This is a genomic window from Enterobacter sp. Crenshaw, from assembly GCF_024734705.1.
In the GTDB taxonomy this organism is placed as follows: Bacteria; Pseudomonadota; Gammaproteobacteria; order Enterobacterales; family Enterobacteriaceae; genus Enterobacter; species Enterobacter asburiae_B.
Genome location: NZ_CP102932.1, coordinates 453,016 through 470,123, shown reverse-complemented (window position 1 = coordinate 470,123; position 17,108 = coordinate 453,016). Strand labels below are relative to the sequence as shown.

At 55.9% G+C, this 17,108-nt stretch carries 12 protein-coding genes; 6 read left to right on the top strand and 6 right to left on the bottom strand.

Annotated features, from left to right (window positions below; translation table 11 throughout):
• Position 1: 1 nt before the first annotated feature.
• Both tamB and tamA read right to left on the bottom strand, forming a co-directional pair.
• Positions 2-3,778 carry an autotransporter assembly complex protein TamB gene (gene tamB, locus NWV12_RS02180; RefSeq protein WP_048980713.1) on the bottom strand — a complete coding sequence of 1,259 codons (3,777 nt, stop codon included), beginning with the start codon at positions 3,776-3,778 and terminating at the stop codon, positions 2-4.
• The gene (gene tamA, locus NWV12_RS02175; RefSeq protein WP_101744428.1) at positions 3,775-5,508 is read right to left on the bottom strand and encodes an autotransporter assembly complex protein TamA; all 1,734 of its coding nucleotides are present in this window, start codon (positions 5,506-5,508) and stop codon (positions 3,775-3,777) included. Before tamA ends, tamB begins: the two co-directional genes overlap by 4 nt.
• Positions 5,509-5,732: 224 nt before the next feature.
• Here tamA and msrA point away from each other — a divergent pair, with 224 nt between their 5' ends.
• Both msrA and NWV12_RS02165 read left to right on the top strand, forming a co-directional pair.
• A complete protein-coding gene (msrA, locus tag NWV12_RS02170) occupies positions 5,733-6,374 on the top strand; it encodes a peptide-methionine (S)-S-oxide reductase MsrA (RefSeq protein WP_029741954.1) in 642 nt (213 codons plus the stop codon).
• A gap of 253 nt (positions 6,375-6,627) precedes the next feature.
• The gene (locus NWV12_RS02165; RefSeq protein ID WP_032662457.1) at positions 6,628-7,965 is read left to right on the top strand and encodes a hemolysin family protein; all 1,338 of its coding nucleotides are present in this window, start codon (positions 6,628-6,630) and stop codon (positions 7,963-7,965) included.
• A 72-nt stretch (positions 7,966-8,037) separates the two neighbouring features.
• Here the strand turns inward: NWV12_RS02165 and NWV12_RS02160 are convergent, their stop codons facing one another.
• On the bottom strand, positions 8,038-8,244 hold the full coding sequence (locus tag NWV12_RS02160; RefSeq protein WP_008501430.1) for a DUF1107 domain-containing protein: 207 nt from the start codon (positions 8,242-8,244) through the stop codon (positions 8,038-8,040).
• A 324-nt stretch (positions 8,245-8,568) separates the two neighbouring features.
• Between NWV12_RS02160 and NWV12_RS02155 the strand changes: the two genes are divergently transcribed.
• Positions 8,569-9,126, top strand: coding sequence for a YtfJ family protein (locus tag NWV12_RS02155; protein ID WP_047059492.1), 558 nt, complete (start codon positions 8,569-8,571; stop codon positions 9,124-9,126).
• Here NWV12_RS02155 and cysQ read toward each other — a convergent pair.
• Entirely contained in the window at positions 9,120-9,860 is a 741-nt protein-coding gene (cysQ, locus tag NWV12_RS02150) for a 3'(2'),5'-bisphosphate nucleotidase CysQ (RefSeq protein WP_023310160.1), read from the bottom strand. The genes NWV12_RS02155 and cysQ overlap by 7 nt on opposite strands.
• Before the next feature lie 190 nt (positions 9,861-10,050).
• Between cysQ and NWV12_RS02145 the strand changes: the two genes are divergently transcribed.
• Positions 10,051-11,994: a bifunctional 2',3'-cyclic-nucleotide 2'-phosphodiesterase/3'-nucleotidase gene (locus tag NWV12_RS02145; RefSeq protein ID WP_048980717.1), complete on the top strand. Its 1,944-nt coding sequence runs from the start codon at positions 10,051-10,053 to the stop codon at positions 11,992-11,994.
• 554 nt (positions 11,995-12,548) lie between these two features.
• Here the strand turns inward: NWV12_RS02145 and NWV12_RS02140 are convergent.
• Complete coding sequence (locus tag NWV12_RS02140; RefSeq protein WP_023331869.1) at positions 12,549-12,935, bottom strand: helix-turn-helix domain-containing protein; 387 nt, start codon at positions 12,933-12,935, stop codon at positions 12,549-12,551.
• A gap of 84 nt (positions 12,936-13,019) precedes the next feature.
• On the opposite strand from NWV12_RS02140, the gene NWV12_RS02135 reads away from it, so the two are divergent.
• Positions 13,020-13,868: an SDR family oxidoreductase gene (locus NWV12_RS02135; protein ID WP_048979096.1), complete on the top strand. Its 849-nt coding sequence runs from the start codon at positions 13,020-13,022 to the stop codon at positions 13,866-13,868.
• Between the two features lie 85 nt (positions 13,869-13,953).
• Here the strand turns inward: NWV12_RS02135 and NWV12_RS02130 are convergent, their stop codons facing one another.
• Positions 13,954-15,408: a beta-ketoacyl synthase gene (locus NWV12_RS02130; RefSeq protein WP_269473552.1), complete on the bottom strand. Its 1,455-nt coding sequence runs from the start codon at positions 15,406-15,408 to the stop codon at positions 13,954-13,956.
• Positions 15,409-16,028: 620 nt separating this feature from the next.
• On the opposite strand from NWV12_RS02130, the gene NWV12_RS02125 reads away from it, so the two are divergent.
• Positions 16,029-17,069: a GlxA family transcriptional regulator gene (locus NWV12_RS02125; protein ID WP_232056987.1), complete on the top strand. Its 1,041-nt coding sequence runs from the start codon at positions 16,029-16,031 to the stop codon at positions 17,067-17,069.
• The last annotated feature ends 39 nt before the right edge of the window (positions 17,070-17,108 follow it).

Here is a 17,108-nt window from a genome sequence, read left to right as displayed (position 1 = left end):
GCTAAAACTCAAACTGATAGAGCAGATCAAGTGCCTGGTCTACGCCGGACACTGCTTCCAGATATAGCTTGGGCATCAGGCGATAGCGTAACGTGAGAGTTGCCAGTGAGTCAAAGATCCCCACACCATATTTTACCTGCAGACCCGGCAGTACATAGCCGCTGACCACCACCTGCGAGGAGTCACCCACGCCCTGGGTGTCCAGCGCCAGATTGCTTACGCCGAACGTCTCGCCGATTTTACCCACAACCTGCCCACTTTGTGCAACCCCCAGACCCACTAACATCGAGGTCATCGCCGCGCTGTCGCTTTGTCCGCTGTTCAGACCTTGTCCACGCAACAGATAAGAGAGCGCTTCCTGCTGCGACATCGCCGGGTCAGAGAAGATCTCCGCCTTCGGTTCGTCGGCGGAACCGGTGACGCGAACGCCAGCAATGACGTCGTCTTCCGTCGCTTCCGGGTTACGAATCGCCTCGATATTCAGCAGGGGCTGATCCGGTGGACCGGAGAACAGCAGCTCGCCTTTGCGCACAATCAGATCCTGACCATAGGCGTGGAAACGCCCTTCAGGAATAGTGATCTGCCCGTTCAGGCCAAGCCCTTGTTTATCCTGCGCGACTTTCAGGTCGCCCGTGAGCCTCGCCTTCAGCCCAAACGCATTCAACCGCACGTTATTTCCCACGTGCACGATGAGGTTACTATTGATCGGTATGCCCGCGCTCTTCTGTTCGACAGGTTTAAGATTTTCATTGAGCATCACTTCATCACTTGAGACGCCGACCGCGCTTTCCGGCACGTCGTGAACCACGATGCGCGCCCACGGCACGTCGACGCGCCCGTCAAGCGTAAAGAGGCTTGGCGTGGCTTCAAAGACCACATCAGGCGAAACGTCCAGGCGCACCATCGGCGGTACGGTGATGCGTACCCGGCTGCCCTTCGCGGCAATACGGGCGCGCCAGTTGTCGAGCTGGCTCCAGTCCGCGTCGCCGCTCAGGTTGATTTGCCCTTGCTGCGTCAATACCGAGCCGCTCAGCGTCGAGCTCATACCGTTGAAGTTCATCGCGATCTGGCTGGGCTGCATGTCAAACGGCATGAAGTTACCGTCGATATCCACGCCGCTGAGCCGCATCTGACCGAACAGCTGCGGGCTTTGCACGTTACCGGCCAGGCGCAGGTTAGCGTTCAGCATGCCCTCCGCTTTTTCCCCGCGCGCGAAAATCGGGTTCACCATCGCCAGGTTGAAGTTACGGATGTTGACGTTGCCGCCCAGATTACGCCGTCCCTGCGGATCGGTAATCTGGACCTGCCCGTCCAGCTGACCGTTGTTGGTCAGGCGGATCGTCCACCCCAGCTGCGCGCGATTGTTATGCAGATCGGCACTCAGGTTCAGGGTGTCGAACGCCACCGGCAGCGGCGCGTCGTTGACCTCCTGCGTCACCTTCACGTTACGCCCGGACAGCGTGACGCTGCCCTGCGGCAGCCCCTCTTTGGTGGTGTCCCAGGCCACATCGGCTTTCCCGCTGAAGACGCCGCTGGCCTGGGTCGTATCCGGCATAAACGGCTTCAGCATCGCCAGATCGAAGCGGTTGAGGTTGATCTGCGCGCGCCCTTCCGCACCCGCATCGATAGTCTGCGGCACGCACAGCTCCGCATTCGGGTTGGTCCAGCAGTGTGGCCCAATGCTTATCTTCTGCTCAGCGTTGCGGTAGTCGAGGGCAATGGCGCGCGAGAGCGCCAGCGGCCCGACCGGCGTATTGAAGCGCGTGTTATCCAGCGTCCCTTTCCAGCGTTCTTCCTTGCGGTCAAAGCTGCCGGTAAGGTGAAGCTGGCCGGAGACCGGCTCGCCCTGCACGCGCAGCTGGAGGTCGTGCTGTTTCTCGTTCCCTTTGGCGTCCAGGGTGACCAGGTTAATGTTCACGTCCGGCTGAGAAATGCGCTCCACGCGCAGGTTCAGGCTACCGCCGATCTGATCGGTGGATTTCACATCCCCTTCCACGCGGACGCGGGCAACGCTCAGCTCCTGCCAGCGCAGGTTATTGGCGGTAATGTCCGCCAGCAGCTGCGGTGCCTCCACCGTACCGCGCACTTTCACGAGGCCCTTCGCCGTGCCGCCCAGACCCGGCAGGGCGTTGTCGAGATTCGGCGCGTCGATGGTGGCGTCCAGATTGAGATCTTTCACCCCCAGCTCGCCTTTGATATCCGCCGTGTTGCGGCCCAGCGCCACGTGCAGCCCCGGGATAACCCACTGCAGATAGCTGTTGCCTTTCACCGAGCCTTCAACGTTAACCTTGTTCTGCTTCACGTTCCCGGTGAGCTTGATTTCCGGCACGTCCATCTGCCACGTACCGCCGTACAGGCTGCCGCGGGTTTTAATCAGGCCATCCAGCTTCGACGGCCAGTCCGGTACCTCTTTGGCGGTGTTAATGCCCGTCAGCTTCAGCTCGCCGCGCCAGCTGATCGCCTGCTGCCAGTCGAGCAGCGCGGTCAGCTCGGTTTTGCCTTCCAGCGCCGCGACGGTCAGCTTGTCGAGGTTGACCTGCTGTTCGTTGCCCTTCGCATCCAGCGTGATATTCGCAGGCGGCACGCCCTGGCCCTTCACCGCGGTGCGGAACGAGAGCGTGTAGTCGGTCATCTTGCCGCTCAGCTTCAGCTTCAGATCATCGGCCTGGAACTGCTTTTCGCCGGTGAACGGCCAGTAAAGCTGCTTGCTGACAACCTCCAGATTGAGCGGCAGCCCGGCTTCCGCCAGCTGCGTTTGCGCGCGCAGAACCATGTCCACCGGGCCGGAGAGATTGACCCCGACATCCAGCTTATCGCGCAGCGCCCCGCCCACTTTGACCTTCACCTTTTCGCCTTTCAGCGGATCGATGTTAAGCGCGCTGTTCAGCGTGATGTCCACCGGCCAGTTGTCGCGCAGCAGGGCATTCCCTGACGCATTCACCGAGCCCTGGTTGGTGTCGATATCCAGCGCGTCGAGCTTCATGTTGCCGTCAATGCTGCTGACTTTCAGCAGCATGTTATAGACCGTCAGATCGGTATCGCCGGTCAGGCGCAGCTGCTCGCCTTTGAACTCCTCGATATTAAGGTTCAGCGGCAGATGAACGTCGGTCATTTCCGGCAGGACAGGCTTCGAGAAGAGATCTTTCAGCGTTTCGCCCAGCGGCTTTTCTTCCGGCTGCGGGTTCTGGATCTTCGGCTCGACGATCTCTTCCTGCGCCACGTCGGCCACCTTCGGCAGCGCGATCAGCAAGCCCTGCAGGGACGTCGGCGTCAGGGTGAGGTTTTTCTCCTGCCAGCGCAGGCCGGAGGTGAAATCCATCACGGACACGGTAGTGTCGTCGATTTTGATATTGACGTTATCGAGCGCGACCCGATAGAGCGCGATCGGGTACGGCGTGGAGAGATTCAGCGGGCCGCTGTCCTCTTCCTCGACCGGCGCAGACTTCGGCATTTTTTTCGAATCTATCGCCACGTTGACGTCTTTTAGCGACAGATCGTTGACGCAGAGCTTGCTGTCGCGCAGGCAGCCCAGCTTCACCGCCAGGTGGAACTCCCCGGCGTTCACCGCCACGCCCGGCTGCTCGTAGCGGATATTCTTCAGACGCAGATCGCGCCAGCCGCCCGTTACCTGGCCAATCTCCAGCCCCGGCACCCAGCGGTTCGCAGCGTTAAACAGCAGATGCAGCCCGGTCGTCGTTCCCACCAGAAACGCCACCGTACCGAGCAGCAGCACGATAAAAATCAGCACCCCGAGGCTTATTTTCTTCCATAAACTCATAATTCAGGCCCCAGACCGATGTAAAACTGTAATCCGTGCTCTTCTTTGTCGCCGACAGGCACGGCGAAGTCGAGCTTGATGGGTCCGACGGGTGACTGCCAGCGTACGCCCACGCCCGCGCCGGTTTTGAAGTCGCTGCGGCGGATATCGTTCACCGCTTCGCCACCGTCAACAAACATGGCGCCCCACCACTTTCCGCTGACGTTGTACTGATACTCCAGCGATCCGGTCGCCAGTTTTGACGCACCGGTCAGTTGGCCTTTCTCGTTCTCAGGTGAGATCGATTTGTACTTATACCCACGAATGCTGCGGTCGCCCCCGGCGAAGAAGCGCAGATCCGGCGGAACGCGCTCGAAGTCTCCCGTTTCAATCCAGCCGAGATTGCCGCGCATCACAAAGCGGTGTTTGTCATACAGCGTGCGGATCCAGACGTTTTGCGCCTGCAGGACGGAGAAATCCACGTCGGAGCCCCAGGCGGTGTTGGAATAATCGATGGAGTAGCGCTGTGAGTCGCCCCAGGTCGGCATCAGGCCGCCGCGCGAGCGGGTACGGCTGATCATCACGCCAGGATAAAGCAGCATGGTGGTATTGGTGACGTTGGCCTGGGTAAAGTGGTCCAGGCTCCAGCGCAGGTTAATGGCGCGCTGCCAGCCGCTGGAGAGATCCCAGAAGCGGGAGACCGCAAGGGTCGTCGAGTCCTGCTTTGTGTCGTTCAGGTCGGTGCGCTTGAAACCGCCCTGCACAAGGTAATATTGCTCAAGCGGGTTTTTCAGCAGCGGCATTTTATAGCTGAAATCCAGCTGCTGCTCGGGCGCAGAGAGGCTCAGGCTGGTGGTCAGGCTGTGACCGTACGAGTTCATCCACGGCTTTTTCCACGAGGTTCTCACGCGTGGTCCAACATCCGTCGAGTAGCCAACACCGGTCTCAATGGTGTTCTCGGTGCGCGGCGAGACAACGCCATGCAGCGGCAACACCTTCGTTTTGCGAGACTTATCAAATTCCGGTGCGACAACCACGGAGTTAAACCAGCCGGTAGCGGAAAGACGACGGTTCAGTTCCGCCAGGTCCCTCGACTGGTAGTAATCCCCTTTTTTGAACGGCACGAGGTTTTGCAGATACTCTTCACGAATTTGCGAACCTTCAAACGTCACATCGCCAAAGCGGTAGCGTTCTCCGCTGTCGTAGTCGATATCCCAGAAGGCCTGACGCCGATCCAGCGCAATCCCCAGCTGGCTTTTATTGAACTGGCTGTCGAAGTAGCCCTTACGCAGGGAAACGTTCGTCAGCTCTTTTTTGAAATGGTCGTAGTCACCGTGGTTAAGCACGGTACCGATTTTCGGCGGCGTGCTGAGCAGGTCCAGGTAATCCCGGTCGGTACGCGCCCCGCCGCGCAGAATGACGTTCGTGCCGCCAATCAATACCGGCTCACCCGGCGAAACGCGGGCAATAAGAACCTGGCGCCCCTTCTTTGGCGGCGGGCGAAGATCGAAATCAATGGTGGGTTCGTAATACCCCAGCGCTTTCAGCCCTTCACGGATAGCGTCATCGACGCGCGCGCGAAAACGCCGGTCCGGCGTCACCTCATCACTCTGGATGGTCGACAACTGCGCACGCACGTTTTTTTCCAGCGCCCCGGATAACCCCTCAACCTGCAAACGGACATTCGCCGCGCTGGCAATCCCGCTTGTCAGCAATACACTGACTAAACATAACTGGCGGATTTTTGTCACGTTTTCTCCTGAATATCCCTGTTTCCACCCTGGAAGCAAATGAAGTACCGCTCCGCGGCAAAATACGGCCTGTTGGCCAAAAACCCAAATCACGGGTTGAAAACGGGTGTAACACCCAAATATTTCTTATGATTAAATCTAGACTCATTCAGCGCATTTATTGTGTTCAATTAAACGCTTCGTGACAACCTTAACCGAAACATCGCACCCCGGGAGGCCCCATCGTGAGTTTATTCGACAAAAAGCATCTGGTTTCACAAACTGATGCATTACCGGGACGCAACACCCCTATGCCTGTGGCGACCTTACACGCCGTCAATAACCATTCCATGACCAACGTGCCGGAGGGAATGGAAATCGCCCTGTTCGCCATGGGCTGCTTCTGGGGCGTTGAGCGCCTCTTCTGGCAGCTGCCCGGCGTTTACAGCACGGCGGCTGGCTACACGGGCGGCTACACGCCGAATCCTACCTATCGCGAAGTCTGCTCCGGCGAAACCGGGCATGCGGAAGCGGTACGCGTGGTCTATGACCCTGCAGTCATTAGCTACGAACAGCTCCTGCAGGTCTTCTGGGAAAACCACGACCCGGCGCAGGGCATGCGTCAGGGCAACGACCACGGCACACAGTACCGCTCGGCCATTTATCCGCTCACGCCCGAACAGGATGCCGCCGCGCGCGCCAGCCTTGAGCGTTTCCAGCAGGCCATGCGTGAAGCGGGCGATACGCGCGAGGTGACGACGGAAATCACCACCGCGAAACCGTTCTACTATGCCGAGGACGATCACCAGCAGTATCTGCATAAAAACCCGTACGGCTACTGCGGTATCGGGGGCATCGGCGTCTGCCTGCCGCCACAGCTGGCCTGATTATCGACCCAGCGCCACGCGAGCCGCGTGGCGCTCAAAGAAGCGACAGCGTTGTCTCACAGCTTAACATCCATCCACCAGCCGCCCCGCCGGCCATCTTCGCCAAATTGTGACCTCTGGCAGATTTACATCTCTTTACGCTATACTACCCGCTGAAATAATCGGCTCAACGCTACGAGCTGATTTTCAATGTGTTTTCACACAAATGGTATCAACTCCCCTTCTGAGGATCTGGCGAGAAGCCGGATAAACTATGTTAAACAGTATTTTAGTAATACTTTGTCTGATTGCCGTCAGCGCGTTTTTCTCGATATCTGAGATCTCGCTGGCCGCGTCCCGTAAAATCAAACTGAAGCTGCTTGCCGATGAAGGCAACATCAATGCTACCCGCATCCTGAAAATGCAGGAAAATCCCGGGATGTTCTTCACCGTGGTGCAGATTGGCCTCAACGCGGTCGCCATTCTCGGCGGTATCGTGGGTGATGCGGCGTTTTCCCCGGCGTTTTATAGTCTGTTTGTTAAGTACATGTCCGTTGAACTGGCCGAACAGCTGAGCTTTATCCTCTCCTTCTCGCTGGTAACCGGCCTGTTCATCCTCTTTGCAGACCTGACCCCGAAACGCATCGGTATGATTGCGCCAGAAGCTGTGGCTTTGCGTATCATCAACCCGATGCGCTTCTGTCTGTACGTGTTTCGTCCGCTGGTGTGGTTCTTCAACGGCCTGGCGAACGTCATTTTCCGCATCTTTAAGCTGCCGATGGTGCGTAAAGACGACATCACCTCTGACGACATTTATGCGGTGGTGGAAGCCGGCGCGCTGGCCGGGGTGCTGCGCAAGCAGGAGCACGAGCTGATTGAGAACGTGTTCGAGCTGGAATCCCGTACCGTGCCGTCTTCCATGACGGGCCGTGAAAACATTATCTGGTTCGATTTACATGAAGATGAGCAGAGCCTGAAGAACAAAGTAGCGCAGCATCCGCACTCTAAGTTCCTGGTCTGTAATGAAGATATCGACCACATCATCGGTTACGTCGACTCCAAAGACCTGCTGAACCGCGTGCTGGCAAACCAGAGCCTGGCGCTCAACAGCGGCGTGCAGATCCGCAATACCCTGATTGTGCCGGACACCCTGACGCTCTCAGAAGCGCTGGAAAGTTTCAAAACCGCCGGGGAAGACTTCGCGGTTATCATGAACGAATACGCGCTGGTGGTGGGTATTATCACCCTGAACGACGTGATGACCACACTGATGGGCGACCTGGTTGGCCAGGGGCTGGAAGAGCAGATTGTTCAGCGTGACGATAATTCATGGCTGATTGATGGCGGCACACCGATTGAAGACGTGATGCGCGTGCTGGATATCGACGAGTTCCCGCAGTCCGGTAACTACGAGACCATTGGCGGCTTTATGATGTTTATGCTGCGTAAGATCCCGAAACGTACCGACTCGGTGAAGTTCTCCGGCTACAAGTTTGAAGTGGTGGATATTGATAACTACCGCATCGACCAGCTGCTCGTGACCCGCATCGACAATAAACCGACCGTACTGGTACCGAAGCTGCCGGACGCGGAAGAGAAGGTGTCGGCGTAAAGCGCCAGCCTCTACAAACATCAACGGCTCCCATTGGGAGCCGTTTTTTTTAACTACTGCATAGCACGTTGGTTAAGCCATCTCAGTCTGCAGACGCATAACCTGACGGTTGACTTCGGACATCACAGACAGGTGCTGTTTGTCCTTCACTTTTGGGACAAGGATCTTGCCCTTATCAAACTCAAAAGCGCCAACATCCTTGATGTACAACCGTCCACGGAACAGGATCTTCACGTACTTCGCCACCTGAAGCGGGTTGTAGCGTTGGAAAATTTTCATTCTTGTATCTCCTGCGAATCATACGCTCTTGCGGTGCCACAATCGGCCCGACTGTCCTGAGCGCAAATTTTAATGCCCAATGACTATAGACCAGAACTACGGTGTTACCCAGTGTGCATAAGTTTATTTACCGTTTGATTACAATTATTCAGAATAATCTTTGCAAAGCGTGACCGGGCGCAGTATAAGCCGTCGTTTTTTCATGGATATGTGCGTTCGCCCGCAAACTGGCATCGGGATTGCGGGAAAACCCCATTGATCGCACTTATGATTAAAAGCGCAAGACCAAGTGGTCGGATCACCTGCAAACAATAAGGAAACGCCATGACCCTACGTAATATCCTTGCAGCAGCCTGCCTGCTGCTGCCCCTGTGGGCTTCCGCTCACAACATTGAAAAAGGACAACGTGTACCGCCAGTCGGCATTGCTGACCGGGGAGAATTGATTCTCGACAATGATAAGTTTAGCTACAAAGCCTGGAATAGCGCGCAGCTCGCGGGCAAAGTGAGAGTTGTACAACATATTGCCGGTCGTACATCCGCAAAAGAGAAAAATGCTACCCTGGTGGAAGCGATCAAGGCCGCAAAATTCCCTCACGACCGCTACCAGACGACCACCATTGTTAACACCGACGACGCCATTCCGGGCTCCGGGATGTTTGTGCGCTCAAGCCTTGAGAGCAATAAAAAGCTCTACCCGTGGTCGCAGTTTATCGTCGACAGCAACGGCGTAACCCGTAAGGCCTGGCAGCTGGAAGAAGAAAGCTCCGCGATTATCGTGCTGGATAAAGAGGGCCGCGTACAGTGGGCGAAAGACGGCGCGTTAACCCAGGAAGAGGTGCAGCAGGTTGTCGACCTGCTGCATAAGCTGCTGGCTCAGTAAATAGAGACGCGGAAGCCGGGGTTGAGGAAGGATTCGCGCGGGGTATAGTCCAGCGGCTTGCCCTGCCAGTCATGAACATGCGCCCCGGCGGCCGCGGCAACGGCATGACCTGCCGCGGTATCCCAGACGTTGGTTGGCCCAAAGCGAGGGTAGAGCTGCGCATGGCCTTCCGCCACCAGGCAGAATTTCAGCGATGAGCCAATCGAGGTGGTCTGGTGTTCACCCAGCTGCTGCAGGTACTCCTGCAGCTCGCTGTCGCTGTGCGAGCGGCTAATCACCACCAGCGGTGGACGCGCATCGCGCACCTGGATCTGCTTGCGCACGCCGCACTCTTCCTTCCACGCCTTCCCTTCTGCAGCGCTGTACATCACCTTCATTACCGGCGCGTAGACCACGCCCAGCACCGCTTTGCCCTTCTCAATCAGGGCGATATTGACGGTGAATTCACCGTTGCGCTTGATGAACTCTTTTGTCCCGTCCAGCGGATCGACCAGCCAGTAACGCTGCCAGTGCTGGCGCTCGTCCCAGCTTTGCGGCGCTTCTTCTGACAGAACGGGGATGTCCGGCGTTAAAGCCTGTAATCCTTTCAGGATCACCTTATGCGCCGCGATATCCGCCGCCGTGACCGGAGAGTCGTCGGCTTTGCTGACCACCTCCATAGGTTTACTGCCGTCATATACCTGCATGATGGCATCTCCCGCATCCCGTGCGAGCTGACAAATTTTATCTAGCATTTTCCACCTCTTTGTTAACGCAGTGAGGTTAACTCTTTGTTTTAGTTATATCGTAATGTGAACAATTCCGCTATCTGTGAAGCAATTCCGGTTTCAGGTGACTTTTTTCTGTCAGGATTCACATTTCTGTAAGCAACAAGCTATAGATACATACTCTTTTGTGCTCTGCATCGAAAAAAGGACTCCTCTGATGATTAAGTTTAGTGCAACGCTTCTGGCGACGCTGATTGCAGCAAGCGTACAGGCGGCGACGGTAGATCTGCGTATTCTGGAAACGACCGATCTGCACAGCAACATGATGGACTTCGATTACTACAAAGATACCCCGACGGAAAAATTCGGCCTGGTACGCACGGCAAGTTTGATCGATGCGGCGCGTGGCGAAGTGAAAAACAGCGTGCTGGTCGACAATGGCGATCTCATTCAGGGCAGTCCGCTCGGGGATTACATGGCGACCAGGGGGCTGAAAAAAGGCGAGGTTCATCCGGTGTATAAGGCGATGAACACCCTGGACTATACCGTCGGCAACCTCGGCAACCACGAATTCAACTACGGTCTGAAATACCTGCATGACGCGCTGGCCGGTGCGAAATTCCCGTACGTTAACGCCAATATCATCGACGTTAAGACCCAAAAGCCGCTCTTTACCCCTTATCTGATTAAAGAGACAAACGTCGTCGACAAGGACGGCAAAAAACAGACGCTGAAAATCGGCTATATCGGCTTTGTGCCGCCGCAGATCATGACGTGGGATAAAGCCAACCTCGACGGCAAAGTGACCGTTAACGACATCACCGAAACCGCGCGGAAATACGTGCCGGAAATGCGCGAAAAAGGCGCCGATCTGGTGGTCGTTGTCGCCCACTCGGGCCTCTCCGCCGATCCGTATCAGGCCATGGCAGAAAACTCCGTTTACTATCTGAGTGAAGTCCCGGGCGTCGACGCGATCCTGTTCGGCCACGCCCACGCGGTCTTCCCGGGCAAAGATTTCGCCAGCATAAAAGGAGCAGACATTGAGAAAGGGACGCTCAACGGCGTGCCGTCGGTGATGCCGGGCATGTGGGGCGACCATCTTGGCGTGGTGGATCTGGTGCTGAATAACGACGGCGGCAGCTGGAAGGTGACGCAGTCAAAAGCCGAAGCGCGCCCGATTTACGACGCTGCGGCTAAAAAATCTCTGGCGGCGGAAGATAAAAAACTGGTCGACGTGCTGAAGCACGATCACGACGCCACGCGCGAATTCGTCAGCAAGCCGATCGGCAAATCCGCCGATAACATGTACAGCTTCCTGGCGCTGGTGCAGGATGACCCGACCGTTCAGGTCGTCAACATGGCGCAGAAAGCCTATGCGGAACACTTTGTGCAGGGCGATCCGGATCTGGCAAAACTGCCGGTCCTGTCAGCGGCTGCGCCATTCAAGGTGGGCGGGCGTAAGAACGACCCGGCAAGCTATGTTGAAGTCGAAAAGGGCCAGCTGACCTTCCGTAACGCCGCCGATCTCTACCTCTACCCGAACACGCTGGTGGTGGTAAAAGCGACGGGCCAGGAGGTGAAAGAGTGGCTGGAGTGCTCTGCCGGACAGTTTAACCAGATTGACCCGCACAGCAGTAAGCCGCAGTCGCTGATTAACTGGGACGGCTTCCGTACCTATAACTTCGACGTGATCGACGGCGTGAACTACCAGATTGATGTCACCCAGCCAGCGAAATATGACGGCGAGTGTCAGGCGATCAACCCGCAGGCGGAGCGCATTAAAAACCTGACCTTCAACGGCAAGGCGATCGACCCGAATGCCACCTTCCTGGTGGTGACCAATAACTACCGCGCCTACGGCGGTAAGTTTGCCGGTACGGGAGATAGCCACATCGCCTTTGCCTCGCCGGACGAGAACCGCTCGGTGCTGGCGGCGTGGATCAGCGCGGAGTCGAAGAAGGCGGGCGAAATTCATCCGGCGGTGGACAACAACTGGCGCCTCGCGCCGATCCACAGCGATACGAAGCTGGATATCCGCATAGAAACGTCGCCGTCCGATAAGGCAGCCGCGTTTATCAAGGATAATGCCCAGTATCCGATGAAGAAGGTCGCAACGGATGATATCGGGTTCGCGATTTATCAGGTGGATTTGAGCAAGTAAAAACAAAACGGCAACATGCGTTGCCGTTTTTGGTGTTTGTTCCCTCTCCCTGTGGGAGAGGGGGCCTCAGTAATTTTCCAACTCGAAGCGATGAATATTTCTTCAGAAAAATTAATGAATTGCAGCGATGCCCTGGTCCGGCTGTAAATCGCCGAAGCGTTTCCGCAAGGCCGGGGCGAGGCGCAAGGATGCGCCGAGAGGGCGTGGCCTGCAGGGATGCAGGCTCATGCCCGACCCGATAGCCTGAAAGAATAAGCTGAGGACAAAATTGCCGGGAGCAATTTTGGACAGCGCCTGAGCTGGCCCTGAAAGGGTGAGCCCCAGGGATGGGGCGAGCAATCCGCGAAGCGGCGATTTACCGCCGGGAGCCCGGGTCGCCAGGGCGGCGGCGATTGAGCCGCCCTGGCACATTCACAGGCCATGTCGTTACAGAGAAGCAAGGAACATAAAGTGAACGGAATGACCACCAGAGTTATATGTTCCCCCCTCACCCCAGCCCTCTCCCTCAAGGGAGAGGGGGTCGCCCACGCAGGCATTAGGTCAGGGTGAAGACATCAGGCCGCACGATCGTCCCGATTCGCCATCACCTTCGGCGTATTCACCTCAATCCAGTCCGCCAGCGCGGCGACTTTCTCGCTGACCTCAATCCCCATCGGCGTCAGGCTATACTCTACGTGCGGCGGCACCACCGGATACGACACGCGATCGACAAACCCGTCCTGCTCCAGCGCCTGGAGTGACTGGGACAGCATCTTTTCGCTCACCCCGCCCATTTTACGGCGCAGATCGCTAAAGCGATGCGTTCCCTGGCGCAGGGCCAGCAGAATCAGGACACCCCAGCGGCTGGTCACGTGTTTGAGCACCTCGCGTGAAGGGCACTGTTCCGCGAAAAGATTGCCATCGCGCATTTGTTCGCTGAGCGTCGGTATCGTTGTTTTCATACTTACCTTTTTGTACGTACTTACTAAAAGTTAGCTATGGTGCTAGTGTGCCACAACACCAGACAAACACGAAGGAGACTCATCATGATCGCGATTACCGGCGCTACCGGCCAGCTTGGCCATCTCGTTATCGAACAGCTGCTGAAAACCGTACCGGCCAGCCAGATTGTGGCCATCGTACGTAACCCGGCGAAAGCGCAGGCCTTAAGCCAGCAGGGAATTGTGGTTCGCCAGGCGGACTACACGGATGAAGCCGCATTCACCGCCGCGCTGAGCGGCGTGGATAAGCTGCTGCTGATCTCTTCCAGCGAAGTCGGCCAGCGCGCGCCCCAGCACCAGAACGTAATTAACGCCGCCAAAACGGCTGGCGTGAAATTTATCGCCTACACCAGCCTGCTGCATGCGGACAACTCCCCGCTGGGTCTGCACGTTGAACACGTTGCCACTGAAAAAGCGCTGGCGGCGTCCGGCATCCCTTATGCCCTGCTGCGCAATGGCTGGTATACCGAAAACTACCTGGCGAGCGCGCCGCCTGCGCTGGAACACGGCGTGTTTATTGGTGCGGCAGGCGAAGGCAAAATTGCCTCTGCCACCCGTGCAGACTATGCCGCGGCGGCCGCCAAAGTGATCGCAGAAGAGGGCCACGCGGGCAAGGTCTACGAACTGGCGGGCGACCACGGCTGGACGCTGAGCGAACTGGCGGCTGAACTCGGCAAACAGAGCGGGAAGCCGGTAACCTACCAGAATCTCAGTGAAGCGGATTTTGCCGCCGCGCTGAAAAGCGTCGGCCTGCCTGCCGGGCTGGCAGATATGCTGGCGGACTCGGATGTGGGTGCGTCCAAAGGGGGACTCTTTGACGATAGCCATACGCTGAGCAAGCTGATCGGGCGCGCAACGATCCCGCTGGCGCAGAGCATTAAAGCCATTCTTTAACGGTGTCACCGTTCTTTCCTGTGGCCGGGTGATTTCCCTTACCCGGCCCGCTCATATTTATTAATAATAAAATCAGATATAACGATTAAAAGTCCGGGTATTCTTTATCCGTCGCGTACGTTATCGGTTTTTCAAATCCGGGAATGGTGATGCCATTCATATCAATCTTAATATCTTCCTCATTTATCCTCTGCTGGCCGAAAAGATAAATGACATTGAGTTCACCCTGCGACGCAGCCTCGTCGTAGGCGTTAGCCTGACGTCGCACCTGCCGATTACGCTGCTGATAATCCGCAAACACCGCGTCCCCATAGCGTTTGCGCAACCATTGATGGGTAAGCTTTGGCGAGTAAACCACCCCCGTGGCATTATTACCGCCAAAGCCTTTTGAATTAATAAAGGCGATTTGTCCCTGGCCTTCCTCTAATTTGCAGTCCTGAAGAGGAATGGTTAAGCGCGCATTGTTCACCTGCGGCGCGATGTGGGACACGCTTTTAATTCCCGGCAAAATACCATAGCGGAAGACGCCGAGGCAGCTGATTAGCTGGTCGCCGCTGGCGGGGCCCAGAGAGTGTCCGAGATACGATTTCACCGCCGTCACCGGCCAGTCGCGAATCGAAAAAGCTTGCGCAACGCGGTCAAAAATATCCGCCTCGGAGACGCAATTCTTCGGCGTGCTTGAGCCGTGCGCCTGAATAAACGATCCCTTCTGCACCGTCTCTATCCCGGTCATCGATACCGCAGAGGCTACGGCTTTCGCCATGGTGATGTAATTCCCCGGCCCCGGTGACGCAATAGAGCGTTTAAAGCCGTCAGCGTTGATGAAGACATTCCCCACCGAACCGTGGATCTCTGCGCCAAGCTGCAGCGCCAGCTCGTCGTCCATTAACACGACATACTGGCTGGATTCTGCGATAACAAAACCGCAGCTGTTGCCAAACGGGCGGCTGCTGTTGCGCCAGTCGGCCGTTTCCGTTTCATCAATGTGCTTAAGCTTGCTCTCCGTTGCCAGGGCGCCCATGGCATCGAATCCTTCAATCACTTCTGAGATGACCGGCGCTTCGGCGCTGCCAACGACGGCTACGCGAATGCGCCCCGCTTTGATATCCTCAACTGCCGCATTCAGGTTATACAGAAACGTGGCGCACGCCCCCAGCGTGGAGCTGGTATGACCGACGCTACCCAGCACATACGCATTGAGGAAATCGGCGCACATGCTGTTCAGGCCCAGCGGGCACTGTTTTGCGCTGACGCGATGGCCTTTCAGGCGCGACTGCAGCATTCCGCCAAAGCCATAATCGTCGAGCTGCCCCATGATATTGCCCGAATAGACGCCGAGCTGATCCGGCGTGATTTTGGCCTGTACCTCTCGCCACGGGATCCCCAGCGCGTTGATGGCGTCTGACGCTCCGACAATCGCCATTTGTAACGCCCGCGGATGGAACTGCGAATTGTAATGGTCGCCCGGGCGGAATCCCTGCGGCAAAAGCCCTGCAGCCTGAACCTCCGTGCGCAGCAACGCCTCAATTTTGCAGTCCATCTCTCCCTGAACGGTAATACGGACACGCCGATCCGCTAATTCTTCAACGTACCATCCCGCCGGTAAGGGTTGAGGTAATTGCCTGGCAGATATATTAAAACTGAATCCCTCTTCGCCTGAAGCCATATTCAATTTTGCATGGCTGGCAATAGCATCGACATCAAAATAGTCGCGCGTAATTTTTCTGATAAGGGTTCCCTCTAGCGCCTCGTCTTTTATCCTCGCGGCAGCCTGAGCAGGTGTAAATCTTTTACCGGAAATATCGTAATACCCACCTTCATCATATTTAAGTACGCCCATCAGGATGGCTAACGATAATAACGTATCCTGCCGTTCCTCTTCCGATAATGACTCAATAATCATTCGACGAAATGCATGATGTGAAGAACTACGACCAGCTGGACTATAGCCGCCAAAAGCCGTTATTACGGGTAATTTCACCATAATTTATCCTCTCGTGGTCGTGGATTTATTTTATTAAGCAAGTGCGATAATTTCAGATATTAGTTTACAAATCACCAACAAAAGCTAATATGAAAATCCAGCCAAAACGCTGACTTTTTTGGCCACGGCAACGATGAGCTACCAAAAATAATAGTCAAAACAGGTATTAATCAAAAATGACAAATACACAAATAGGATTTGTGTTATGTGAACGCATGCTAAGTTCCGGTCTCAGTCTTCCGATTGAAATGTGGAAAGCGGCAGCCAGTAGCTATTTAGCTGAGCAAAAAACAACATCCCACGCAGGCACGCACAAACCGGAGAAGTCACCCTTCAGGCTCTGTCGCCCGGAGAATATTCTGAAGGTGAATACCATTGGCATAAACAGCGAGCCCATCCTGACGCACAGCGGCTTTAGCATTACCGCCGATACCACCCTTGCCGCAGACAGGCACTATGACGTTATCTATCTTCCTGCCCTGTGGCGCAATCCTCGCGCAGTGGTCAGACAGCCTGAGCTTCTGGAATGGCTGACCGAGCAGGCCGCGCGAGGAACCCGCATCGCCGCCGTCGGAACGGGCTGCTGTTTTCTGGCGGAGTCGGGATTGCTCAACGGAAAGCCTGCCACCACCCACTGGCACTACTTCAAACAATTCTCGCGCGACTACCCCAGCGTAAAATTACAGACAAAACATTTTCTCACTCAGGCCGATAATATTTTCTGCGCCGCAAGCGTTAAGGCCCTGTCAGATCTGACGATCCATTTTATAGAAACGATATACGGGAAACGTGTAGCCACCCATACTCAACGGACATTTTTCCATGAAATTCGTAGCCAGTTTGAACGTCAGTGTTACAGTGAAGAAAACAAACCCCATCCGGATGAAGATATTGTTCAAATTCAAATCTGGATAAAAGCCAACTGCGCCTCGGATATATCCATGCAGAATCTTGCAGATATGGCTGGCATGAGTTTGCGCAACTTTAATCGCCGCTTTAAAAATGCCACCGACATGTCCCCACTGCAGTATTTATTAACCGCCAGAATTGAATCCGCCATGACAATGCTGCAATCCACCAATCTGTGTATTCAGGAGATTGCAAATGCGGTTGGATATCAGGATATTGCGCACTTTAATCGCCAGTTTAAGCATAAAACAACGGTTTCACCGGGGGATTACCGTAAGACCGTCCGGGCAAAGATGTTTAGTGCATAAATTCCGGTCATCTCTGATAATGAAAAGATGACCACGAGG

Excerpts from the sequence above, each read along its gene's own strand:
- NWV12_RS02160 (WP_008501430.1), bottom strand. The coding sequence starts at position 8,244 with ATGAAAATTTTCCAACGCTACAACCCGCTTCAGGTGGCGAAGTACGTG.
- NWV12_RS02145 (WP_048980717.1), top strand. The coding sequence starts at position 10,051 with ATGATTAAGTTTAGTGCAACGCTTCTGGCGACGCTGATTGCAGCAAGC.
- NWV12_RS02130 (WP_269473552.1), bottom strand. The coding sequence starts at position 15,408 with ATGGACTGCAAAATTGAGGCGTTGCTGCGCACGGAGGTTCAGGCTGCA.
- NWV12_RS02135 (WP_048979096.1), top strand. The coding sequence starts at position 13,020 with ATGATCGCGATTACCGGCGCTACCGGCCAGCTTGGCCATCTCGTTATC.
- NWV12_RS02125 (WP_232056987.1), top strand. The coding sequence starts at position 16,029 with ATGACAAATACACAAATAGGATTTGTGTTATGTGAACGCATGCTAAGT.
- NWV12_RS02140 (WP_023331869.1), bottom strand. The coding sequence starts at position 12,935 with ATGAAAACAACGATACCGACGCTCAGCGAACAAATGCGCGATGGCAAT.
- NWV12_RS02165 (WP_032662457.1), top strand. The coding sequence starts at position 6,628 with ATGTTAAACAGTATTTTAGTAATACTTTGTCTGATTGCCGTCAGCGCG.
- cysQ (WP_023310160.1), bottom strand. The coding sequence starts at position 9,860 with ATGCTAGATAAAATTTGTCAGCTCGCACGGGATGCGGGAGATGCCATC.
- tamB (WP_048980713.1), bottom strand. The coding sequence starts at position 3,778 with ATGAGTTTATGGAAGAAAATAAGCCTCGGGGTGCTGATTTTTATCGTG.
- NWV12_RS02155 (WP_047059492.1), top strand. The coding sequence starts at position 8,569 with ATGACCCTACGTAATATCCTTGCAGCAGCCTGCCTGCTGCTGCCCCTG.